Annotated in this window: 17 protein-coding genes and 1 tRNA gene; 10 read left to right on the top strand and 8 right to left on the bottom strand. The window is 69.8% G+C overall.

The window, feature by feature from the left end:
• The first annotated feature begins 9 nt into the window (after positions 1 to 9).
• Entirely contained in the window at positions 10 to 1,278 is a 1,269-nt protein-coding gene (locus tag KY493_RS00970) for a pentapeptide repeat-containing protein (protein ID WP_219897152.1), read from the top strand.
• Positions 1,279 to 1,285: 7 nt separating this feature from the next.
• Here the strand turns inward: KY493_RS00970 and metK are convergent, their stop codons facing one another.
• The 4 genes from metK to hemC form a co-directional block, all read right to left on the bottom strand.
• Positions 1,286 to 2,488 carry a methionine adenosyltransferase gene (gene metK, locus KY493_RS00965; RefSeq protein ID WP_219897151.1) on the bottom strand — a complete coding sequence of 401 codons (1,203 nt, stop codon included), beginning with the start codon at positions 2,486 to 2,488 and terminating at the stop codon, positions 1,286 to 1,288.
• Positions 2,489 to 2,634: 146 nt separating this feature from the next.
• Positions 2,635 to 2,710, bottom strand: a tRNA-Thr gene (locus KY493_RS00960).
• A gap of 38 nt (positions 2,711 to 2,748) precedes the next feature.
• On the bottom strand, positions 2,749 to 3,438 hold the full coding sequence (locus KY493_RS00955; protein WP_219897150.1) for a uroporphyrinogen-III synthase: 690 nt from the start codon (positions 3,436 to 3,438) through the stop codon (positions 2,749 to 2,751).
• Positions 3,435 to 4,400: a hydroxymethylbilane synthase gene (gene hemC, locus KY493_RS00950; RefSeq protein WP_219897149.1), complete on the bottom strand. Its 966-nt coding sequence runs from the start codon at positions 4,398 to 4,400 to the stop codon at positions 3,435 to 3,437. The genes KY493_RS00955 and hemC overlap by 4 nt, the downstream gene beginning before the upstream one ends.
• Before the next feature lie 41 nt (positions 4,401 to 4,441).
• Here hemC and tsaD point away from each other — a divergent pair, with 41 nt between their 5' ends.
• The 3 genes from tsaD to KY493_RS00935 are packed head-to-tail and all read left to right on the top strand — an operon-like array spanning position 4,442 to position 7,025.
• A complete protein-coding gene (gene tsaD, locus KY493_RS00945) occupies positions 4,442 to 5,629 on the top strand; it encodes a tRNA (adenosine(37)-N6)-threonylcarbamoyltransferase complex transferase subunit TsaD (RefSeq protein ID WP_219897148.1) in 1,188 nt (395 codons plus the stop codon).
• A gap of 23 nt (positions 5,630 to 5,652) precedes the next feature.
• Complete coding sequence (locus KY493_RS00940) at positions 5,653 to 6,651, top strand: NAD(P)H-dependent glycerol-3-phosphate dehydrogenase (protein ID WP_219897147.1); 999 nt, start codon at positions 5,653 to 5,655, stop codon at positions 6,649 to 6,651.
• Positions 6,648 to 7,025 (top strand): Rieske (2Fe-2S) protein, encoded by a 378-nt coding sequence (locus KY493_RS00935; RefSeq protein ID WP_219897146.1) that lies wholly within the window; start codon positions 6,648 to 6,650, stop codon positions 7,023 to 7,025. Before KY493_RS00940 ends, KY493_RS00935 begins: the two co-directional genes overlap by 4 nt.
• A 9-nt stretch (positions 7,026 to 7,034) precedes the next feature.
• Here the strand turns inward: KY493_RS00935 and KY493_RS00930 are convergent, their stop codons facing one another.
• From KY493_RS00930 to KY493_RS00915, 4 genes are all read right to left on the bottom strand, one after another.
• A complete protein-coding gene (locus tag KY493_RS00930; protein ID WP_219897145.1) occupies positions 7,035 to 8,204 on the bottom strand; it encodes a hypothetical protein in 1,170 nt (389 codons plus the stop codon).
• Positions 8,205 to 8,248: 44 nt separating this feature from the next.
• Positions 8,249 to 9,016 carry an ABC transporter permease gene (locus KY493_RS00925; protein ID WP_219898244.1) on the bottom strand — a complete coding sequence of 256 codons (768 nt, stop codon included), beginning with the start codon at positions 9,014 to 9,016 and terminating at the stop codon, positions 8,249 to 8,251.
• Positions 9,016 to 9,954, bottom strand: coding sequence for an ABC transporter ATP-binding protein (locus tag KY493_RS00920; RefSeq protein ID WP_219897144.1), 939 nt, complete (start codon positions 9,952 to 9,954; stop codon positions 9,016 to 9,018). Before KY493_RS00920 ends, KY493_RS00925 begins: the two co-directional genes overlap by 1 nt.
• Before the next feature lie 76 nt (positions 9,955 to 10,030).
• Positions 10,031 to 10,318 (bottom strand): DUF2218 domain-containing protein, encoded by a 288-nt coding sequence (locus KY493_RS00915; protein ID WP_219897143.1) that lies wholly within the window; start codon positions 10,316 to 10,318, stop codon positions 10,031 to 10,033.
• Between the two features lie 96 nt (positions 10,319 to 10,414).
• Here KY493_RS00915 and KY493_RS00910 point away from each other — a divergent pair, with 96 nt between their 5' ends.
• From KY493_RS00910 to KY493_RS00885, 6 genes are all read left to right on the top strand, one after another.
• Entirely contained in the window at positions 10,415 to 11,722 is a 1,308-nt protein-coding gene (locus tag KY493_RS00910) for a sorbosone dehydrogenase family protein (RefSeq protein WP_219898243.1), read from the top strand.
• Between the two features lie 189 nt (positions 11,723 to 11,911).
• Positions 11,912 to 13,708 carry a long-chain-acyl-CoA synthetase gene (locus KY493_RS00905; RefSeq protein ID WP_219897142.1) on the top strand — a complete coding sequence of 599 codons (1,797 nt, stop codon included), beginning with the start codon at positions 11,912 to 11,914 and terminating at the stop codon, positions 13,706 to 13,708.
• 76 nt (positions 13,709 to 13,784) lie between these two features.
• Positions 13,785 to 14,654 carry a flagellar motor stator protein MotA gene (gene motA / locus KY493_RS00900; RefSeq protein ID WP_219897141.1) on the top strand — a complete coding sequence of 290 codons (870 nt, stop codon included), beginning with the start codon at positions 13,785 to 13,787 and terminating at the stop codon, positions 14,652 to 14,654.
• 169 nt (positions 14,655 to 14,823) lie between these two features.
• Positions 14,824 to 15,180: a hypothetical protein gene (locus tag KY493_RS00895; RefSeq protein ID WP_219897140.1), complete on the top strand. Its 357-nt coding sequence runs from the start codon at positions 14,824 to 14,826 to the stop codon at positions 15,178 to 15,180.
• A gap of 94 nt (positions 15,181 to 15,274) precedes the next feature.
• A complete protein-coding gene (mnmC, locus tag KY493_RS00890) occupies positions 15,275 to 17,098 on the top strand; it encodes an FAD-dependent 5-carboxymethylaminomethyl-2-thiouridine(34) oxidoreductase MnmC (RefSeq protein ID WP_219897139.1) in 1,824 nt (607 codons plus the stop codon).
• A 30-nt stretch (positions 17,099 to 17,128) separates the two neighbouring features.
• Complete coding sequence (locus KY493_RS00885) at positions 17,129 to 17,539, top strand: DUF6491 family protein (protein WP_219897138.1); 411 nt, start codon at positions 17,129 to 17,131, stop codon at positions 17,537 to 17,539.
• Positions 17,540 to 17,542: the final 3 nt, after the last annotated feature.

Raw genomic sequence — 17,542 nt, 5'->3', positions numbered from 1 at the left:
CCTCGTCTCATGGCCGAGGCTCTCGACACCACCCAGCGCCGTCGCCTGACGCAGGCGGAAGTTGATCTGATCTGCGCCCGGCACGACCGCCTGTTCGCCGCCCGTCCTGGCGGCGCCCGCGCCGTTTTCTCCTGGATGGACCTGACGGGCCTCAGCCTGAAGGGCCGCAATCTCGCCGACGCGGACTTCTCGGCCGCCTGCCTGGTCGGTTGCGACCTTTCGGGGGCAAAGCTCGACAACGCCAACTTCTTCGGCGCGGACATGCAGGATGCGATCCTGGCCGACGCCAACTTGCGGCGCGCCGATCTGCGCGGGGCCTGCCTGCGCGGGGCCGATCTGTCCGGCGCTGACCTGTTCGAGGCGGATCTGCGCGAAGGCACCATCGCCGCCGCCGACGCCCGGCTGGGCTTTCGCGTCATCGAGCCGCGCCAGCGCAAGGATACCGAGGCCATGGGCGCGTGCCTGGCCGGGGCCAATCTGCAACGCTCCAAGATGGCCGGCGTCATCGCCGTCAAGGCCGACTTCTCCGGCGCGGTGATGAAGGACTGCAAGCTGGTCCGCGCCAATCTGAAGCAGGCCAGCTTCCGCGGCGCCGACCTCGCCGGCGCCGATCTGTCGGGGGCGGACCTGTCGGGCGCCGATCTGCGCGACGCGGTGCTGGTGGGCGTGAAGTCGGCCATGTGGCGCACCGACGGGGCGGACATGGAAGGGGCGCTGACCGACACCCGCTCGGCCGCCCAGCCCCTGACCCGCATGCCCGCCGCCGAGATGCTGCGCGATCACGCCCGCTGGTGCGAGACCGGCGGCGTCGAGGGCCAGCCCTCGGTCTTCGACGGCGTCGACCTGCGGCCGCTGAAGTCGATCGTCGGCCTGAACCTGACCGCCCTGTCGGCCAAGGGCGCGGTCTTCTACGGCCTGGACATGGAGGGGGTGCAGCTTCAGGGCGCGCACCTGGAAGGCGCCGACCTGCGCTCGGCCCGGCTGCGTCGCGCCGACCTGCGCGGCGCCCGGCTCAAGGACGCCCGGCTGAACGGCGCCGACCTGCGCGAGGCGCAGCTGGGTCCGTTGATGCTGACCGCCGACCGCCTGCTGCCCGCCGATCTGACGGGCGCCAATCTTCGCGGCGCCGACCTGTCGGGCGCCGACCTGCGGCGAGCGGTCATGACCGGCTGCGACCTCGCCCGCGCCCTTTTCCACGGCGCCCAGACGCGTCAGGCCGACCTTGCGGGGGCCAATCTGACGGGCGTGCGCGGCCTGATCGTCGATCAGGCCGCCTGAGCCGCGATCAGGCCAGCGCCCTCAGCCGATCGACAAGATCAGTCTTTTCCCAGCTGAAGCCGCCGTCGGCCTCCGGCTCGCGGCCGAAGTGGCCGTAGGCGGTGGTGCGGGCGTAGATCGGCTTGTTGAGGCTCAAGTGCTCGCGGATCGCGCGCGGCGTGGCCCCGCCGATCATGGCCGGCAGTTCGCGCTCCAGCACCCTTTCGTCGATCTTGCCCGTGCCGTGCAGATCGACGTGGACCGACTGCGGCTGGGCCACGCCGATGGCGTAGCTCAGCTGGATGGTGCAGCGATCCGCCAAGCCCGCGGCCACCACGTTCTTGGCCAGGTAGCGCGCGGCATAGGCGGCCGAGCGGTCCACCTTGGTCGGGTCCTTGCCCGAGAAGGCGCCGCCGCCGTGCGGGGCCGCACCGCCGTAGGTGTCCACGATGATCTTGCGGCCGGTCAGGCCGGTGTCGCCGTCCGGTCCGCCGATCTCGAAGATGCCGGTCGGATTGATGTGCCAGACGGTGTTCTCGTCGGTGAAGCCTTCGGGCAGCACTTCAAGGATGTAGGGCTTGACCACCGCGGCCACATCGCTGGCCTTGCCCGCCGCATGCTGCGTCGACAGCACGATCGAGGTCGCGCGCACCGGCTTGCCGTTTTCGTACTGGATGGTCACCTGGCTCTTGGCGTCCGGCTCCAGGATGGCGCCGCCCGCGTGGCGCACCTCGGCCAGCCGCTTCAGGATGTTGTGGCTATAGGCCAGGGTCGCCGGCATCAGCTCGGGCGTCTCGTTCGACGCATAGCCGAACATGATGCCCTGGTCGCCCGCGCCCTCGTCCTTTTCGTTGGTCGAGTCGACGCCCACGGCGATGTCGGCCGACTGGGCGTGCAGATAGCAGGCGTACTCTGCCGTTTCCCAGTGGAAGCCGTCCTGCTCGTAGCCGATGTCCTTCACCGCCGCCCGTACCAGCGGCTCCAGGCTGTCGATGATGCTCTGAGTGAAAGCCTCGTTCTGTTCCTTGGTGTTGCCGGGCTGGGTGGCGCGCACCTCGCCGGCCAGCACGATGCGCTGGGTGGTAACCAGCGTCTCGCACGCCACGCGCGCTTCGGGGTCCTGTGCCAGGAAGGCGTCGACAACGGTGTCCGAGATGCGATCCGCGACCTTGTCGGGATGGCCTTCGGAAACGCTTTCGGAAGTGAAGTAAAAGGACGAACGAGCGGCCAAGGAAGGCTCCTGTCAGCGATCAGGCGGAAAGACATATAAAGATATGCTTATATCTTCAAGTCGCAGACGCAGGATCGCGGCGCCCGAGCGTTCGCCACGCGCGCCGACGCACGCCCCGCCGGCGAATCATGTCTTCAGGAAAAAGGTGGTGCCGCTTGCGTGACTCGAACACGCGACCCCCTCATTACGAATGAGGTGCTCTACCGGCTGAGCTAAAGCGGCCCGGTGCGGCGGGTCGGGACCCGCGCGAGAGGGGCTCTTTATACGGGCGGGAGCGGCTTGCCAAGGGTCGCCAGCAAGGCGGCGAGCAGGGCCGTCTCGTCGGGGCGGTCGGCGATGGCGCAGGAGAGGAGGTCGGCGAGCGGGCGGGCGGCGGCTGGGGAGATGGCGACGGCGAACGGCCTTTCAGGCATAGCCTCGATCAGCGGGCGCAGGACGCAGCCCGCGCGGGGCGAATGGATCAGCACGGCGTCGCATGAGGGCGGCGCGACGGACGTTTCGATCGTGCGATAGACGACCAGGCGACGGACCGGGGTTGAGCCTCCGACGTAGGCCCCGAGGTCGCCGGCCGGCTGCTCGGCGCCGGGGGCCAGCACCATGCCCGGCAGTTCGGCCGCGGCGATCAGCCGGCCGAGCGCCTCCACGTCGCCGGAAGCCGAGCAGACGTCTGCGAACCCGACCTGCCGCGCCGCCTCGGCGGTGGCGTCGCCGACGCAGAAGGCGGGCCGGTCCCGACGGTTGCTGAGGGCCGCAAAGGCCGAGACGCCGTTGATGCTGGTGAAGGCGAGGGCGGCGACGCCGTCGAGGTCGATCGGCACCCCGTTGATCCGCTCGATCTTCAGCACCGGCGCGACGATCGGCTGGCAGCCGAGCTCCCGCAGCCGGGCGGCCGTTCGGCCTGCGCCCGGCTCGGCGCGCGTGACCCAGACGCGGGGCGCCTCCGGGCTCATCCGTCCAGGGTGGAAGGATCGACCTGCTGGTCGCCGGCCATGGCCTTGACCTCGGCGCCCAGCTGTTCGCCCAGGCGGCAGGCGGCCTGTTCCGCATCCTCGGCCGAGACGTCGAACAGTTCGCCCGAGCGGCGCCAGCGGGCCGAGCCGTCGGGGCTCAGCATCTCGACCGTCAGCCGCATGTGCCCCTCGCCCAGGGTTCCGTGAGCGCCGATGGCGGTGCGGCACGAGCCCTCGAGCGTGCGCATGGCGCCGCGTTCGGCGGCGACCGTCAGGGCGGTGGGGGCGTGGTTCAGCGCGGCGGCCCAGGCGCTGTTTCGATCCTCGGCGCGGGTCTGCAGCGCCAGCGCCCCCTGCCCTGGCGCCGGCAGGAAGCGGTCCAGCGACAGCGGCTCTCGGATCGCGGCCGAGAAGCCCAGCCGGTTCAGCCCCGAACAGGCCAGAAAGATGGCGTCGAAGTCCCCCTCGGCCTCGCGCCGCAGGCGGGTATCGACATTGCCGCGCAGCATCTCGATCTTGAGGTCCGGTCGCTGCGCCAGCGCCTGGGCCTGGCGTCTGAGGCTGGCGGTGCCGACGCGGGCGCCGGCCGGCAGATCGTCGAACGTCTCGAAGCGGGTGCTGACAAAGGCGTCGCGGGCGTCCTCGCGTTCTGGCACGGCGGCGACGCACAGGCCCTCCGGCTGGTCGGCCGGAACGTCCTTCATCGAATGCACGGCCAGGTCAACGCGGCCGTCCAGCAGCGCCTCCTCGATCTCCTTGGTGAACAGCGCCTTGCCGCCGATCTCCAGCAGGCGGCGATCCTGCACCCGGTCGCCGGTGGTGACGATCTCGACCAGCGGCACGGCCGTCTCGACTTCATCGTCCGGCACGCCCAGAGCCCGAGCGATCGCGCGCTGCATCATGCCGGACTGGGCCAGCGCCAGCCGGGATCGCCGGGTGCCGATGCGGAGGGGGAAGGTCATAGGACGTTGCGCGCGAGCAGGCGGGCCGCTACCTCGACCCCATGGAGTTGCACGCGGACTATAGCAGCGACGCGCGGGCGGCAACGGCGCAGACCGTCCGCCCCCTGACCGTGCTGGGGCTGGAGACCAGCTGCGACGAGACCGCAGCCTCCGTCGTGCGCCTGACGCGCAGTGACAAGGGCGGGCGAGCCGAGGTGCTGTCGTCCGTGGTGCACAGCCAGATCGACGACCATGCGGCCTACGGCGGTGTGGTGCCCGAGATCGCGGCCCGCAGCCACGTCGAGATGATCGCCGGCGTCACCCGCCGGGCGATGGATCAGGCGGGCCTGGGATACGAGGGGCTGGACGGCGTGGCCGCGACCGCGGGGCCGGGGCTGGTCGGCGGGGTCATGGTGGGGCTGGGGTTCGGCAAGGCCGTCAGCCTGGCGCGCGGCCTGCCGCTGATCGCGGTCAACCACCTGGAGGGCCATGCGGTGTCGGCGCGGCTGGGGGCGGAGATCGCCTATCCCTTCCTGCTGCTGCTGGTCTCGGGCGGGCACTGCCAGCTCCTGGAGGTGCGCGGGATCGGCGAGGTCTCGCGGCTGGGCGCCACCATCGACGATGCGGCGGGCGAGGCGTTCGACAAGATCGCCAAGGCGCTGGGTCTCGGCTATCCGGGCGGGCCGGCGCTGGAGCGGCTGGCGGCGTCGGGAGATCCGGCGCGCTACGAACTGCCGCGCGCCCTGCTCGGCCGCAAGGATTGCGACTTCTCTTTCTCCGGGCTGAAGACCGCCGCCTTCCGCATCGCCCAGACCTGCGAAACGGACCGCGACAAGGCCGATCTCGCCGCTGCCGTCCAGGCCGCCATCGCCCGGCAGCTGGCGGAGCGGTCCGAGCGGGCGATGCAGGCCTATGCGGAACGGTTTGAGGTCCTCAAGCAGCCGAGCGCCGCGCGCGAGGCGTTAGGAAGCGGAAAGCTGTTTGTGGTGGCGGGCGGTGTGGCGGCGAACAGGACGATCCGCGCGACGCTGGAAGGCGTGGCGGCGCGGCTTGGCTTCGACTTCCTGGCGCCGCCCATGGCCTACTGCACCGACAACGCCGCCATGATCGCGCTGGCGGGGGCCGAGCGGCTGGCGCTGGGGCTGACGTCGGACATCGATGCGCCGGCGCGTCCGCGATGGCCGCTGGACGAGGCGCGCGCCCTGTCCGATCCTTCGCACCGGCCCGGCCGCAAGGGCGCCAAGGCGTGACCCGGCCAGCATCAGGAGACGGCATGAGCTTTCGCACGGTCGGAGTGATCGGCGCCGGCGCCTGGGGAACCGCCCTGGCCCAGGTCTGCGTGCGCGCGGGCCTCGACACCCTGCTGCAGGCGCGCGAGCCGGCCCTGGTCGAGGCGATGCGCGAGACGCGGCTGAACGAACCCTATCTGCCCGGCGTGTCGCTGGCTCCCGAGATGCGCTTCACCGCCGACATGGCGGATCTGTCGGACTGCGACCTGATCCTGGCCGTGCCCCCGGCGCAGCACATGCGCGCCACTCTTACCGCCTTCGCTCCCGCCCACCGCGCGGGCGTGCCTGTTGTCCTCTGTTCCAAGGGGGTGGAGCGCGGCTCGCTGAAGCTGATGACCGAGGTGCTGGCCGAGACCCTGCCGGATGCGCCCGCCGCCGTTCTGTCGGGTCCCAGCTTCGCGGGCGAGGTGTCGCGCGGCCTGCCGACGGCCGTGACCCTGGCCTGCGCCGACGCGGAGCTGGGCGAGGCCCTGCTGAACACCCTGTCGGCGCCGGGTTTCCGGCCCTATCTGGCCACCGACATCGTCGGCGCCGAGGCCGGCGGGGCCCTGAAGAACGTGCTCGCCATCGCCTGCGGCGTGGTGGAGGGCCGACAGCTGGGCCGCAGCGCCCACGCCGCCCTGATCACGCGGGGCTTTGCGGAGATGACCCGCCTGTGCGTGGCGCTGGGCGGAGAGGCCGAGACGGTGAACGGCCTGTGCGGTTTGGGCGACCTGGTGCTGACCTGCTCCAGCCCGCAGTCGCGCAACATGAGCCTCGGCCTGGCGCTGGGTCAGGGCCAAACGGTACAGCAGGCGCTGGCCGGCAAGCGCACTGTGGCGGAAGGCTATGAGAGCGCGCCGGCGGTGCGGGAACTCGTCGGCCGTCTCGACATCGACATGCCGATCGCCACGACCACCGCCGCCCTTCTGGCCGGCGAAACCACCGTGGATGCGGCGATCGAAGCCCTGCTGTCCCGCCCCCTCAAGGCCGAGCGCGCGTGAGCGAAGCGGTCCCCGCCGAACGCGCTCGGGTCTGGAAAACGCCGCCGGGCGTCGCCCTGTGCGCCGAGAGCGACATCGCCGACCCCGGCTCGCGCGGCTTCGTGCTGCAGATCGGCGAGGCCTATTTCCACGGCTTCGTGGTGCACAAGGACGGACAGGTCGCCGGCTGGGTCGATCGCTGCCCGCACGCAGGCTTCCCTCTGGCGGTTGAGCTGGACCGCTATCTGACGCCCGACGGGTCGCTGATCCTGTGCGGGTGGCACGGGGCGGTGTTCGATCCCCTCTCCGGCGCCTGCACCGGCGGACCGTGCGCCGGCGGGCGGCTGACACCCTGGCCGGTGCAGGCTTCGGGCGGGGTGATCCGCACCGCCTGAACGGCCGGATCAGTCCAGCGGCTGAGGCCGCGTGACCACCGGCGCGTTCGGGTCGCTGCTTTGCGGCCGCGCGGCGGTCGGAGCCGGAGTGGGCGCGGGCGTGACCGTCACCACGGGCGGCGGCGGAACCGGATCGATGATCGGCGGCGTGACGATCCCCTCCGGCGCCGGCTGAATGACGCGCGGCGTCGTGCCGGAGGCCGCCGGGGGCGAGGGCCGAGGCGTAGGGACGGCCGCAGGCGCGGGCGTCGGCGAGCGCACATCGGCCGCAGGCGGGTTCGCGGAAGCGGTCGCAGGGCGAGGCGTCGCCGCCGGCGCGTTGGACGGGTTCTGCGCGACGGCCGGCGCCTCATCCGCAGCTACGGGCTCGGGCGGCAAGGTCGGCGTCACGGCAGGCGAAGACGTGACAGGCGGCGCGATGCTGGAGGCCACGGGCTCGGGCGCGCCTGTCCGCGTCGCCAGCCAAACGCCGCCGCCGATGACCAGGAGGGCCGCGACAGCCGCGCCCGCATACAGCGGCAGGCGCGAGGCGTTGGTCGGCTTGCGCGCCGACACGGGGGTGACAGCAGGCGCGATCGTCTCTGACAACGGCCTTGCGGGTGAAGCCGCGCCCGCCTGAGCCCTGGAAGCCGCGCCGGAAGGTTCGGACCGGGCTGCGCCGGTCGCGGCCGGGACCGCCGGTCCCGCAGACGGCGCGGTGATCGGGGCGCGCGGCAAGGGCTGCACGGGCGTGTTGGCCGCCGGCGTCAGGGCCGGCTTGGCCGTGGCCAAGGGCGTGGACGCCGACGCGGGGGCGCCCGGCAGGGGCCGCACCTGCAGATCGGGTGCGGCGGCGCCCTGAGAGGGCGGTGCGGGCGGAGCCGCGACGGGCGGCAGGCTTGTCGGCGCTTGCGGGCGCTTCTGCGGAACCAGTGAGCCGCCGAACACGCCAGCCGATGGCCGAGGCGAAGGCGCGCCTGTCGGCGGCGCCGGCCGCGGCTGGGTCTGCGCTTGAGCCTGGCTCGGCTCGGGCGGCTTCGGCGGCGTCAGCGGCTTGAAGCCGGCGGGCGGGCCCGGCTGGCGCGCGGGCTGAGGCAGGGGTCCGGCATGAAAGGTCGCCTGAGGCATGCGTCCCCACTGCACCGACTTGCGGGCAAAGGGTTCGGGCTCGGACGACGGGGGACGCTTGTCTTCGGACATGGAGCTTCAACTCGCGCGCGATCTGGCCGGTTTCGTGGCGGGGCTCACGCCTTGAGGCGATAGCCCGTCTTGAACATCCACATCACCACCGCCAGGCAGACGGCGAAGAAGCCCAGCGTCGCCAGAAGGCTGACGCCGATCGACACGTCGCCCTGCCCGTAGAAGGTCCAGCGGAAGCCGGAGATCAGATACACGACCGGGTTGAACAAGGTGATCGCCCGCCACGCCGGCGGCAGCATGTCGATCGAGTAGAAGGCCCCGCCCAGGAACGTAAGCGGCGTCACGATCAGCATGGGAATGAAGTTCAGCTGCTCGAACCCATTGGCCCACACGCCGATGATAAAGCCGAACAGGCTGAAGGTCAGCGACACCAGGATCAGGAAGCCCAGCATCCACACCGGGTGCAGCACCTGCAGCGGCACGAAGAACCCAGCTGTGGCCAGGATGACCAACCCCAGGATCGCCGACTTGGTCGCCGCCGCGCCCACATAGGCCATGACGATCTCCAGCGACGACACCGGCGCCGACAGGATCTCGTAGATGGTCCCCGTGAACTTGGGGAAATAGATGCCGAACGAGGCATTGAAGATCGACTGGGTGAACAGGCTCAGCATGATCAGGCCGGGCACGATGAAGGCGCCGTAGGCGATGCCGTCCACCTCCTGCATCCGCCCGCCGATCGCCGAGCCGAACACCACGAAATACAGCGCCGTGGTGATCACCGGCGTCGCCACGCTCTGCCACAGGGTCCGCAGCGCCCGCGCCATCTCGAAGCGATAGATCGCCCAGACGCCTCTTCCATTGAAGCCGATCACGCCGCCGCCTCCGTCTTGTCGCCATGCACAAGGCTGACGAAGATGTCCTCCAGCGAGCTCTGCCGGGTGTTCAGGTCCTTGAAGGCAATGCCGAGACCTTCCAGCCGACGGATCAGGGCCGGCACGCCCGTGTCCTCGGCCTGGGCGTCAAAGGCGTACTCCAGCTCCTGTCCTTCGTTGCGCAGGTTCAGGTCCCATTGCGCCAGTTCGGGCGGCACGGCGTCCAGCGGCTCGACCAGGTTCAGCGTCAGGGTCTTCTTGCCCAGCTTCTTCATCAGGGTGATCTTGTCCTCCACCAGGATCAGCTCGCCCTTCAGGATCACGCCCACCCGGTCGGCCATCTCCTCGGCCTCTTCGATGTAGTGGGTGGTCAGGATCACGGTGACGCCGCGTTCGCGCAGGCGCCGGACCATGGCCCACATGTCGCGTCGCAGCTCCACGTCCACGCCCGCCGTCGGTTCGTCCAGGAACAGGATGTCCGGCTCGTGGCTCAGCGCCTTGGCGATCATCACCCGCCGCTTCATGCCGCCCGACAGGGTCATGATCTTGCTGTCGCGCTTGTCCCACAGCGACAGGTCCTTCAGCACGCCCTCGATGAAGGCCGGGTTCGCCGGCTTGCCGAACAGGCCCCGGCTGAAGGTGACGGTGGCCAGCACCGTCTCAAAAGCGTCCGTGGTCAGTTCCTGCGGCACCAGGCCGATCCTGGTCCGTGCCTGGCGGAAGTCCTTGCGGATGTCGTGACCGTCGGCGACCACGCGGCCCGTGCTGGCCGTGACGATGCCGCAAACAATGGAGATCAGCGTGGTCTTGCCCGCCCCGTTCGGCCCCAGCAGCGCGAAGATTTCGCCCTTCTCGATGGTCAGGTCCACGCGCTTCAGCGCCTGCAGGCCCGACGCATAGGTCTTGGTCAGACCCTCGATCTCGATCGCCGGCATCGTCGCCCCCTAAGCGACACTTCGCCGCGCGCCTGAATATGGCTGCTGCACGGCCAAGCTCAAGGGGAGGAAGGCGTCAGTCTCGCCAATCGAACGCCAGGGTCTCGCGATGGCCGAACCGCTGCAGATGCTCGGCCACCACCTGGCGGAATCGAGCCATGTCGGCGTCCTCGGCGCCGTCCAGATCGACGCGCAGACTGTTGTCCAACGCGGTCATGCGGCAGACGCCCATCGGCAGGTCGATGCGGCCCGCCTCGGGCGTGAACTCCACGGGGAATTTGTGCGCCCAGTGCTTGGCCAGCTGCTGGAGATAACGGCTGGCGTGGGCGGTCGGAACTTCGGCATGGCTGTGCAAGATGGTCATGCCGACAAGTTGGGGCGTTTGCGACCCGCTCGCAAGAGGAACAGGATGGAGCGGATCGCCTTGATCCCTCAGGCCTTGCCCGCTCACAGGATCGCCATGTTCGCCGCCCGCCTCGCCGCCGTCGCTTCGCTGATTGTGCTGGGCGCCTGTGCGGGGCCGTCGCGCCTGCCTGTGACCGCCGGCTTCGGGTCCGATCCGCAGTTGCCGCCGCCGCAACAGGCGCTGATCCCGACGATCAAGATCGCGCCGGCGGTCGGATGGCCCTCCGGCGGCGCTCCGGCAGCGGCCGAGGGCTTGCGCGTCCAAGCCTTCGCGCAGGGGCTGGATCATCCCCGCTGGCTTTATCGGCTGCCGAACGGCGACGTGCTGGTCGCCGAGACCAACAAGCCCGCGCCGCCGCAGACCGTTCGGCGGGGCCTGCGCGAATGGATCATGGACAAGGTCATGGATCGCGCCGGCGCGGGCGTGCCCAGCCCCGACCGCATCACCCTGCTGCGCGACGCCGACGGCGACGGTCTGGCCGAACTGAAGACGCCCTTCCTGACCGGCCTGCACTCGCCGTTCGGCATGGCGCTGGTGGGCGATCGTCTTTATGTGGCCAACGCCGATGCGCTGGTCGTGGTCCCCTACAGTACAGGGCAGACCCGCATCGACGTCGTCCCGACCAAGGTCGCGGACCTGCCGGCCGGGCGCAACCATCACTGGACCAAGAGCCTTGTGGCCAGCCCGGGCGGCTCGCGCCTCTATGTCGGGGTCGGATCGAACTCCAACATCGGCGAATACGGCCTGGAGGAAGAGGTCGATCGCGCCGCCATCCTGGAGATCGACCCGGAGACGGGCGCGCGTCGGGTCTACGCCTCGGGCCTTCGCAATCCGGTCGGCATGGACTGGAGCCCGCAGGACGGTCGGTTGTGGGTCGCCGTCAACGAGCGCGACGAGATCGGCCACGACCTTGTCCCCGACTATATGACGGCGGTGCAGCCCGGCGGCTTCTATGGCTGGCCCTGGAGCTACTGGGGCCAGATCGTCGATCGGCGCCCGCCCGCTGATCCGGCCATGGTCGCGCGAGCCCTCCGCCCGGATTATGCGCTCGGCGCCCACACCGCCTCCCTGGGCCTCACGTTCAGCCAGGGATCGCTGCTGCCCGCGACCCTGCGCGACGGCGTCTTCATCGGCCAGCACGGATCGTGGAACCGCTCGCCGCGCACGGGCTACAAGGTGATCTTCGTGCCCTTCTCCGGCGGCCGGCCGGCAGGTCCGCCGCGCGACATCCTGACCGGCTTTCTGAACGCGGAAGGCAAGGCCATGGGGCGGCCGGTGGGCGTGGCCTTCGATGCGGCTGGCGCGCTGCTGGTGGCGGACGATGTCGGAAACACGATCTGGCGCGTCGCTCCGTCGCGCTGATCCGCCGGGGAAATCCTGCGTCCGCCCTTGCCTGACGCAGGGTCATCCGGCGCAATAGCGCCACGGCCGATCACAATCCACGCCGTATGAGCCCATCGGATTCGCCTCGCGGTTGACCCGGTGCGGAGGCTTGTTCATTCAGAACCGAACAGCGGCGCGTCCGGCGCTCGCACGGGGAGACGAGGCGGCATGGGACTGGTGGCCAACATCCGGCGCGACATCCGGTTTGCGAGCGGACTCGGCCGGCTCCTGAAGCGCATCAAGCCCATCGAGCTCGACAGCCCCGTGCTGCTGCCCGACGACTTCGAGGAAGCGGTCGACAAGTTCGCCGACAATGTCGCCATCGAGGACGAGCACCGCTCGCTGACGTATCGCGACCTGGACGGCATGGCGAACCGCTACGGCCACTGGGCCAAGGGTCGCGGCCTGCGGCGCGGCGACTGCATCGCCCTGATGATGACCAACCGCGTCGAATACATCGCCGCCTGGATGGGCTTCTCCAAGGTCGGCATCGCCACCGCCCTGATCAACACCAATCTGACCGGCCAGGCGCTGGGCCATTGCCTGACCATCTCCGGCGCCTTCCAGGTGGTCGCCGACGAGGACTGCTGGCGCGCGGTCGAGGACGCCCGGCCGTTCGTCAATCGCAACCTGATGCTGTGGGTGCTGGGCCTGAAGGAAGCCGACGAGGCGTCCGAGCGGCGCGGCCTCGACAAGGCCGTGCGGGGCGGCTCTTCCGTGCGTCCGGCCAAGAGCGGGCGCGACGGCATGACCAATCGCGACACCGCCCTGTTCATCTACACCTCGGGCACCACCGGCCTGCCCAAGGCCGCCCGCATCCCGCACTCGCGCGCCCGCACCTATATGCGCGCCTTCGCCGGCTGCACCGGCTCGACCGAGACCGACCGCATCTTCAACTGCCTCCCGCTGTACCATTCCACCGGCGGCTTGGTGGGAATCGGTCCGGCCCTGCTGAACGGCGGCCGCGTGGTGCTGCGCAAGAAGTTCTCTGCTTCCAGCTTCTGGCCGGACGTGAAGAGCTCGGGCGCCACCATGTTCGTCTACATCGGCGAACTGTGCCGCTACCTGGTCAACTGCCCGCCCAACGAGGCCGAGCGCGATCACAAGCTGAAGCTGGTGTTCGGCAACGGCCTGCGCGCCGACGTCTGGCCCGAGTTCCAGAAGCGGTTCGCCATTCCCCGGGTGCTGGAATTCTACGGCTCGACCGAGGGCAATGTCTCCTTGTTCAACTTCGACGGCAAGCAGGGCGCCATCGGCCGCGTGCCCAAGCTGCTGAAGAGCCAGATCAACATCCGCCTGGTCGAATTCGATCTGGACACCGAACAGCCGGTGCGCGGCTCCGACGGCCTGTGCCGGCCTGCGCCGCTTGGAACCGTCGGCGAGGCCATCGGCCTGATCGGCCAGGACGTGCGTCACGACTTTTCCGGCTATGCCGACAAGGCGGCCTCGGAAAAGAAGATCCTGACCGACGTGTTCAAGAAGGGCGATCGCTGGTTCCGCACCGGCGACCTGATGCGCCAGGACGCGGAAGGCTATTTCTACTTCGTCGACCGCATCGGCGACACCTTCCGCTGGAAGGGCGAGAACGTCTCCACCATCGAGGTCGAACAACGGCTGGCGGAAGCGCCCGGCGTGTCCGAGGCCATCGTCTATGGCGTGCCCGTGGTCGGCTATGAGGGCAAGGCCGGCATGGCGGCGCTGGTGATGGACGACAAGTTCGATCCGGCCGCCTTCTCGGCCTATGTCGACGCCCAGTTGCCTCACTATGCCCGACCGGCCTTTGTGCGCCTGATCAAGAACGCCGACACCACCGGCACCTTCAAGTATCGCCGCGTGGACCTGGTGGCCGATGGCTTCCAGCCCGGCAAGGTCGAGCAGCTCTATGTCCGCCACGCCGAAAAGGGCTACGCCAAGCTGACACAGGCCGCGCACAAGGCGATCCTGACGGGCGAAACGCGCCTCTAGGCCCCGAGCGGCAAGACGCTCTTAAGCATTAACGGCGATATTCGACGCCTCTCCAACGCGTCGAAGCTCATCCGTCATGTTCCAGATCATCGGCATCGTCATGCTGTTCGGCATGGTGTTCGGCAGCTATCTGCTGGCCGGCGGCAAGATGGCGGTGATCCTGCACTCCCTGCCGTTCGAGCTGATGGGCATCCTGGGCTCGGGCATTTCCGCCTTTCTGATCGCCAACAGCATGGACGTGATCAAGGCGACGCTGGGGGGCTTCGGCAAGATCTTTGGCGGCAACAAGTGGAAGAAGCAGGACTACAAGGACCTGTTGTCGCTGCTGTTCCAGCTGACCAAGACCATGAAGTCAAAGGGCGTGGTGGCGCTGGAAAGCCATATCGAAAAGCCCAAGGAATCCGCAATCTTCCAGAAATATCCAAAGGTGCTGAAGGACCATTTCGCCGTGGACTTCATCTGCGACACGCTTCGCATGATGACCATGAACCTCGAAGACCCGCACCAAGTCGAGGACGCCATGGAAAAGCAGCTGGAGAAGCACCACCACGAGGCCCAGGCCGGCGCTCACGCGCTGCAGAACATGGCCGACGCCCTGCCGGCGCTGGGCATCGTCATCGCCGTGCTGGGCGTCATCAAGACCATGGGCTCGATCACCGAGCCGCCGGAGGTTCTGGGCGGCATGATCGGCGGCGCCCTGGTCGGCACCTTCCTGGGCGTGTTCCTGGCCTATGGCATGATCGGCCCGTTCGCCACGCGCTTGAAGGACATCGTCGAACAGGACGGCGCCTACTACAAGATCATCCAGTCGGTGCTGGTCGCGCACCTGCACGGCAATGCGGCGCAAATCTCGGTCGAGATCGGCCGGGGCGACATCCCTTCGACGGCTCAGCCCTCGTTCGCCGAGATGGAAGAGGCGTTGAACGCGGCGCCCACTGACGCCTGATCCCGTAGGCGGCGGTCATGTGACGCAGGGCGTCGCAGGGGAACAGCCGGCCCGCTGGGGGATTGTGCAGAGGTCACGCGGCCGTGATCGCCGACTTGTTCCGGCGCGAGCGGCGGCGCTAGTCTGCTCTTGGGACTTCGCGTCCCGGTCACAATCACTGGAGGAAACCATGCGCTTCACCGTTCTCGCCGTCGCATCCGCCGCCGCCCTGGCGCTCGCCGCCTGCGGCAACAACAATGAGTCCGCCGCCAACGAGCAGGCCGAAACCGCCGCTGCGGCCGCCGACACCGCCGCCGACGCCGCCGCGACCGCCGATCAGGCCGCCGCCGACGCCGCCGCTGCCGCAGGCGAAGCCGCCTCGGCCGCCGGCGCCGCCCCCGCCAACGGCGCCATGACCGGCTCCACCACCATGAACAACGGCGCGATGAGCAACGGTTCGACCATGGCGCCGACCACGACCGCCCCGGCCGGCTCCGCGACCACGGCTCCGGCGACCGGCACGACCACCACCCCGCCGGCCCAGTAAGCCGCGCGATCAGCAATCAGGGGGTCGCGGGTTCCGCGGCCCCCTTTTTCATGACCGGCTCCCACCGACGGGTCCGGGCTGGTAAGCCGGACCCATGACATCTGACGACCTGTCGCCTCGCCTCCAGTGGACAGAGGCCGACGAGCCCCGCTCCGGCCGCTTCGGCGACGTCTACTTCTCCAAGGACGACGGTCTGGCGGAAAGCCGGTCCGTGTTTCTCTCCGGCTGCGGATTGCCCGACGCCTGGGCCGATCGGCGCCTGTTCATCGTGGCCGAGCTGGGCTTCGGCTCCGGCCTGAACATCGCGGCCTTGCTGTGTCTTTGGCGAGAGCATCGGCCGGAAGGGGCCCGTTTGCATGTCTTCTCGGTCGAAGGCTTCCCGTTGACCCGGGACGAGGCTGCGCGCGCCCTGTCGGCCTTTCCGGATGTGGCGGAGGCGGCCGAGGCCCTGCTCGCCGCCTGGCCGCAGGCGACACCGGGCTTTCACCGCATCGACCTGCCCGGCTTCGCCGCTGTCCTGGACCTGGCGGTGGGCGAGGTGGAATGGGCGCTGGACGCCTGGAGCGGCCGAGCCGACGCCTGGTTCCTGGACGGCTTCTCGCCCGCCCTCAACCCCGACATGTGGTCGCCCGAGGTGCTGCGCCTCGTGCGCGAACGATCCGCTCCCGGCGCAAGCCTGGCCACCTTCACCGTCGCGGGCGCCGTGCGGCGCGGCCTCGCCGAGCAGGGCTTCGCCGTCGAGAAGCGGCCGGGTCACGGCCGCAAGCGAGAGCGGCTCGAAGCCCGCCTCGTCGGCGCGCCGTCCGAAGACTCATCCACTCCGCCCCGCGTCGCGGTGATCGGCGGCGGGATCGCCGGCGGGGCCATGATCAGGGCCTTGCGCGCCGTGGGCGTGCAGCCGCTGCTGATCGAGGCGGAGCGTCCGGGCGCCGGAGGCTCTGGGTTTTCCGCCGCGCTGGTCACGCCTCGCCTGGATGCGGGCGACGCGGTGATCGCCGGTCTGCACGCCCAGGCGCTGGAACGGGCGCGTCACCTCTACGATCAGGTCGAGGGCGCGGTTCTGGCCGAGGGCGTCCTGCAGCTGGAGCAGGCGCCGCGCGACGCCGCCCGTTTTGCCCGCATCGCCGACCAGGCCATCTGGCGGCCGGGCGCCATGACCGTGTTCGACGCCGAACAGGCGGGCGCCGTCGCCGGCGAGCCTGTCTCCACCGGCGGGCTGATGATGGCGGACGCCCTTGTGCTGCACCCCGAGGCGGTGCTCGACGCCTGGCTGGAGGACACGACGATCATCCCTGCCCGCGTCCACCGGCTGGCGCACCAAGACGGCCTGTGGCGCCTGATCGACGCAGACGACCGCGAGATCGCCACGGCCGAGGCGGTGGTCCTCTGCGGCGGCTGGGGATCGTCCGAGCTGATGGCCGACCTCGGCCTGCCGGTGATGGCGCCGGTGCGCGGTCAGGCCGACTGGATCGAGGGCGAAGGCCGAGCCCCGCTCGCCTGGGGGGGCTATCTTGCGCCCACACGCCAGGGCCTGCTGTTTGGCGCCACCCATGATCGCGAGGACACGGACACGACCCCGCGCGACACCGACAGCCGCCGCAATCTGCAAACCCTCGCCGCCCGCCTGCCGGTTCTGGCCGAGCGTGTCGCTCAGGCCGGGCCGCGCCACAGCCGCGCCGCCATACGCGCCACCACGCCCGACCGCCTGCCGCTATGCGGAGAGGTCCCAGGCCATCCCGGCCTTTATCTGCTGACCGGCCTGGGCTCGCGCGGCTTCTGTGTCGCGCCCCTGCTGGCAGAGCATGTGGCGGCCGAGATCGCGGGGGCGCCGTCACCGCTTCCAGCCACCTATGCCGCGCGCGTGTCGCCCGCGCGCTTCATGGGCAAAACGGAACCGTTTCAACAAGCGATGGATTGAAGCGGAGGCGTGACATCGAGGAGGACGACCATGCGTGCGATCACCCTGCTGCCCCTTGGTCTCGCGCTCGGCCTCGTCGCCGGCTGCGCGCAAACGCCCGCCGCTTCGGAAGGCGGGATGCAGACCGCCTCTCGGCAATGCTTCTACAGCGATCAGGTGCGCAACTTCCGCACCTCGAACGACAACATCCTGTACGTCCGCGACACCCGCAACGCCGTCTACCAGCTGGATTCCACGGCGGGCTGCTGGGACATTGGTTCGCAGTATGCGCTGACGATCACGCCCTATCTGGGCAGCGGAACGACACGACTGTGCGTCGGCGACGATGCGCGGATCGGCCTGGCCAGCTCGGGCTTCGGGCCCCGCACCTGCCGCGCCCGCGTCAGCCGCATGCTGTCCGAGGAACAGGTCGCGGCCCTGCCGAGCCGCGACCGCCCCTGATCT

It is taken from the genome of Brevundimonas sp. PAMC22021, from assembly GCF_019443405.1.
GTDB lineage: Bacteria > Pseudomonadota > Alphaproteobacteria > Caulobacterales > Caulobacteraceae > Brevundimonas.
Note: the sequence above shows the minus strand (reverse complement) of the source record. Positions and strands in the feature narration are given on the sequence as shown.

Bases quoted from the DNA above. Each gene is read 5' to 3' on its own strand.
- KY493_RS00970 (WP_219897152.1), top strand. From the start codon at position 10: ATGGCCGAGGCTCTCGACACCACCCAGCGCCGTCGCCTGACGCAGGCG.
- KY493_RS00955 (WP_219897150.1), bottom strand. From the start codon at position 3,438: ATGAGCCCGGAGGCGCCCCGCGTCTGGGTCACGCGCGCCGAGCCGGGC.
- hemC (WP_219897149.1), bottom strand. From the start codon at position 4,400: ATGACCTTCCCCCTCCGCATCGGCACCCGGCGATCCCGGCTGGCGCTG.
- tsaD (WP_219897148.1), top strand. From the start codon at position 4,442: ATGGAGTTGCACGCGGACTATAGCAGCGACGCGCGGGCGGCAACGGCG.
- KY493_RS00940 (WP_219897147.1), top strand. From the start codon at position 5,653: ATGAGCTTTCGCACGGTCGGAGTGATCGGCGCCGGCGCCTGGGGAACC.
- KY493_RS00930 (WP_219897145.1), bottom strand. From the start codon at position 8,204: ATGTCCGAAGACAAGCGTCCCCCGTCGTCCGAGCCCGAACCCTTTGCC.
- KY493_RS00920 (WP_219897144.1), bottom strand. From the start codon at position 9,954: ATGCCGGCGATCGAGATCGAGGGTCTGACCAAGACCTATGCGTCGGGC.
- KY493_RS00915 (WP_219897143.1), bottom strand. From the start codon at position 10,318: ATGACCATCTTGCACAGCCATGCCGAAGTTCCGACCGCCCACGCCAGC.
- KY493_RS00910 (WP_219898243.1), top strand. From the start codon at position 10,415: ATGTTCGCCGCCCGCCTCGCCGCCGTCGCTTCGCTGATTGTGCTGGGC.
- KY493_RS00905 (WP_219897142.1), top strand. From the start codon at position 11,912: ATGGGACTGGTGGCCAACATCCGGCGCGACATCCGGTTTGCGAGCGGA.
- motA (WP_219897141.1), top strand. From the start codon at position 13,785: ATGTTCCAGATCATCGGCATCGTCATGCTGTTCGGCATGGTGTTCGGC.
- KY493_RS00895 (WP_219897140.1), top strand. From the start codon at position 14,824: ATGCGCTTCACCGTTCTCGCCGTCGCATCCGCCGCCGCCCTGGCGCTC.
- mnmC (WP_219897139.1), top strand. From the start codon at position 15,275: ATGACATCTGACGACCTGTCGCCTCGCCTCCAGTGGACAGAGGCCGAC.
- KY493_RS00885 (WP_219897138.1), top strand. From the start codon at position 17,129: ATGCGTGCGATCACCCTGCTGCCCCTTGGTCTCGCGCTCGGCCTCGTC.